The 3,654-nt window shown below is 68.4% G+C and carries 2 protein-coding genes and 1 pseudogene; 1 reads left to right on the forward strand and 2 read right to left on the reverse strand.

Annotated elements, in window-relative coordinates; all coding sequences use genetic code 11:
* Window positions 1-1,236 precede the first annotated feature (1,236 nt).
* Complete coding sequence (locus tag G5C65_RS39780) at window positions 1,237-1,863, reverse strand: hypothetical protein (protein ID WP_241266240.1); 627 nt, start codon at window positions 1,861-1,863, stop codon at window positions 1,237-1,239.
* A gap of 101 nt (window positions 1,864-1,964) precedes the next feature.
* Window positions 1,965-2,702, reverse strand: a pseudogene (locus G5C65_RS40885) (AbiJ-related protein); the annotation flags it as partial.
* Between G5C65_RS40885 and G5C65_RS33355 the strand changes: the two are divergent.
* Window positions 2,646-2,987 carry a hypothetical protein gene (locus G5C65_RS33355; RefSeq protein WP_165302801.1) on the forward strand — a complete coding sequence of 114 codons (342 nt, stop codon included), beginning with the start codon at window positions 2,646-2,648 and terminating at the stop codon, window positions 2,985-2,987. The pseudogene G5C65_RS40885 and the gene G5C65_RS33355 sit on opposite strands and share 57 nt — an antisense overlap.
* The last annotated feature ends 667 nt before the right edge of the window (window positions 2,988-3,654 follow it).

Raw genomic sequence — 3,654 nt, forward strand, 5'->3', positions numbered from 1 at the left:
CTGGCGCACCCCACCGCCTCCCGCCGCCGGCCCGGACGTCCCACCCGAAGCCGAGTGCCCAACATCATCCGCAGCCGAATCCCCGGCACCGTCCACGCGCCCCGAGGGAAGGCAGCCGTGACCGCTTCCCACCAGTACGTGGCCCTGCCCGACGCACACACCGTCGCCACCCGCGCCCTGCTGACCGCCCGCGAGAACATCACCGACGCCATCGACGCGCGCCATGATGTGCCTGCACGGCGGCGCGGGCTCCGGCAAGCAAGACCCTTGCCGTCAACGTGTGCCTGCGCGAACTCGAACCCGACGAGGACGTCCGCAACATCACCTTCCGCGCCCGCCCCACCACCCGCATGGTGCGCCACGAACCCACACCGCTCTCGGACTGCCCAACACCCCCGCACCCTCCTGATGGACGAGGCCCAGTGGCTGGGCAGCGGAGCATTCGAGTACTTCCGCTACCTGTGGGACGACCCCGCCACCCGCCTCGCGATCCTCTTCGTCGGCGGCGGCGAAGGCTGCCACCCCGTGCTGCGCAAAGAGCCCATGCTCTCCTCCCGCATCTTCCTCTGGCAGCACCTCACCCGCCGCACCCCCCCCGCGAGGTCCTGCAGACGATCCCGCTCTTCCACCCGATCTGCGCCGATGCCGCCCCCGACACCCCCACCTTCACCGACACCCACGCCGCACACGGCACCTTCCGCGCCCGGGCCCAACCGACCGCCCACGTCCGCCTCGGCCTGGCACGCACCGCACGGCCCCGAGTCGACACCGAGGTGTTGCGCTGGGCCTTCAGCCGCCCGGGCACGCCATGAACACAAGACGGCTGAAGGCCATGACGGAACGGCCGCGCCCCGTGGACGCCACCGACCCCTGGGCGAGGGCACCTTCCGCGAGCGCTCAGAGCCTCCCCGTTGAAGCGTTGCGGTTTCCGCACACAAAGGGCAGCGCTTGCGAAATACGCATCCGAACCCGGGACACAGCAGCTCCCCACCCACTCGGCCAGCCATCGCCATCCCCCGAGCCCGGTGGTTCCACCCGGCACGGTCACCGCCTCAGACAGACGGGCACCCACGCGGCCCTGCCCCGCTCCGCTCTGCTCGCCCGGATGGAGCCGACCGAGCCCGACGAGCCACGCGGCACTGGGCGGCACTGGTCAGCACCCGGCGGCCTGGCCCGGGGCCGACGGCGTCAGCCGGTCCAGCCAAGGCCGAAGCGCCCGAACAGGCCGCGCAAGAACTACTCCAGCAGAGGCCGGGCATCCGCAGCGACGGCGAGTTCATCGTGGCCGAACCGGAAGACCTCATAACCCCGCAACTTCAGATCGCGATCGGCGGCCACCCTCTCCACGTACCTGCCGCTGTCCGGGATCCGGCCTCGGTCGCGGGTGGAGTGCTGGAGGCCGTCGACTTCGAGGACGACCCGCTGCCCGTAGGGCAGCAGAAGAAGGAAGTCCATGCGCGAGCGCAGCAGCGCCTCGGGTCCCCGCTCGCGGACGGTCGCGTGGTCCCAGTGCAGCCACACCTCGGGCCGCAGCGCCGGGAAGTCGTGGACCGCGGGGCCGAGGATCTGGTGGTAGAGCTCGAACAGATGGTGTTGGCCGGGGGAGTTGCCGGGCAGGCTGCGGCGCAGCCTGTGGTAGAGGGGCTTCTTGGCCGCGGCCTCGTCAGCGATCCTGTGCGTGTCCTGCCACCAGCTCTGCAGATCCCGCCGGCGAAGACCGGCCTCGGTGACGGCGCGGTCGTAGACCAGGACGTCGCCGCGGTCCCCGACGATCTCGATGTCGTGGTCCACCGCGGACAGGAACCGGATATCAGGCTTGGCCAGCGAGGCGAAGATGACATTCTCCGGCCGTCGGCTGGCCACCACCCGCAGCGAGACCAGGGAGAAACGCGGATAGCCCCCTCGGTCCCGGTCTCCCTCACCTCGACCCCCGCACTGCGGACATGCGCGTTGATCTCCTCCACCAGACGGCGCTGAGCGCTCCCGTCCAGGAGGACATCGCCGCTGACCGCCCCTTCCAGGAACCGGGCGAACCGGGCATCCCTGGTCTCGAACGCGCCCAGCTGCTCGAAGAGCTCCTCCGCCGACCAGGCGCCCGGATTCCGCAGGACGTGCCGCTCGATACAGTTCCTCAGGTTCTGTGGCCTGGAGGCAGCCGGAAGCAACCCGTCGAAGGGGGATCTCTCCCCGAGCACCCAGAACCGGTCCAGCAGCGCCAGGAACCGGGCACTGTCGCGTACCAGATCCGTCAGTTCCAGCGTCCGTGCCAGTTCGCGCCGGACCCGCATGGATATCTCCGGTGCCGGTGACGCCGCCCACAGCAGGTCCTGCAGCTCATTGCGGACAGCAGCATCTACTTCCCCCTGCTCCAGAACGTGTTCGGCGACACGGGGAAGCGCATCGTCAGGGACCTGGGCGAAACTCTGCGCCACCCGCTCGCGCTCCGTCCCCGCGTCGGCGGGGATCGGTGGCATGCCGGGATCCGCGAGTGCCGCGTTGAGCGAGGCGTGCGTGTTCACGTCCCCGAGATGCGAGATCACGCCGCCGACCAGGTGCCGTAGTGCCGAGGGATTCACGCCGTCGACCATCCGCGGACACGATCCCTGACGAACCGCTGGATCGACATACGGGCACTCAGCACCCTCATGGCCCTGCACGAGGAGGACGTCAACTGCTACCGCTGCAGCCCACGCACGATCCATGAACGGGGCCACCGTCCGCCAACACGGGGAAAGGTCACCACCGCCGGGGTCGCCCACCGGCTGCGCACCGCAACAGCACACCCACATCTCGCCGCGGGCCTGGCCACAGCCATCTTCACAGCAGCATCCATCGATCAGCTCTACACCGTGCACCTCACCGATCTCGCTCCAGACGCCACCGAGATCACCCTTCACGATGCGGGCCGTCTCCGGCAGGCTGCACGACACACCCAGTTCCGCTCTGGGCTCGTCCGCTGCTGCAGGCTGCTGCCTGCCTACGAATGATCACCACCAGCCGCAGCGCCCCGCTCCTGACTGACATGGGGGTCGGTACCTGTATGCGCCTCACCGATTTCGCTGAGGAGTGCAAGCTCCGTCCACTTTCAGCCGCCTCGTCCCCGGCCCCGTCGAGGTGCTCGGCCCGTGAAGACCATGTGGCCACTTAAATCCGCCCCCTACTACGCCTCCTGGCCGGAATGCTCTTGACCGTTGTGGGACGTGGGCTGCCCGTCCGTAACGCACGGGTTAGCGTCGCGCTTTCCGCAAATGCGGTTTTCGCATGGGTTGTTGCGGGCGGTTTCGTCGGGCTGGGTTGTTGCGGTTTGCGCGAGTGGTGGTGCGGGGGTGCTGCGGGGTGCCTGTCGCCGTAGTGCGGATCGTTGTTGTTGGGGTGTGGATCGTGGTCTGTGGGAGGCTCGGACACTCACATTTTCTGATGCCCCGTCAGTTTTCGATGATCGCTTCCGTCATATTGGTGTAGACCTCTCTCGGAGGGTTGCGAGTGTGAACAGAAACCTGCTCCTGACGTTCCATCATCTGGTGTCAAGGGTTGCATCGGAGTGACTACGAGTGCATTCTGGATGCCCCGGCCCCGGAGGGGCCGGCCTCGTCCCCCTGAATCAGCACACGGCCGCACAGCGGTCCACCCACCCAGCATTACCCCCTCCCGAAC

It is taken from the genome of Streptomyces boncukensis, assembly GCF_011045075.1.
GTDB lineage: Bacteria > Actinomycetota > Actinomycetes > Streptomycetales > Streptomycetaceae > Streptomyces > Streptomyces boncukensis.

Bases quoted from the DNA above. Each gene is read 5' to 3' on its own strand.
- G5C65_RS33355 (WP_165302801.1), top strand. From the start codon at position 2,646: ATGGCCCTGCACGAGGAGGACGTCAACTGCTACCGCTGCAGCCCACGC.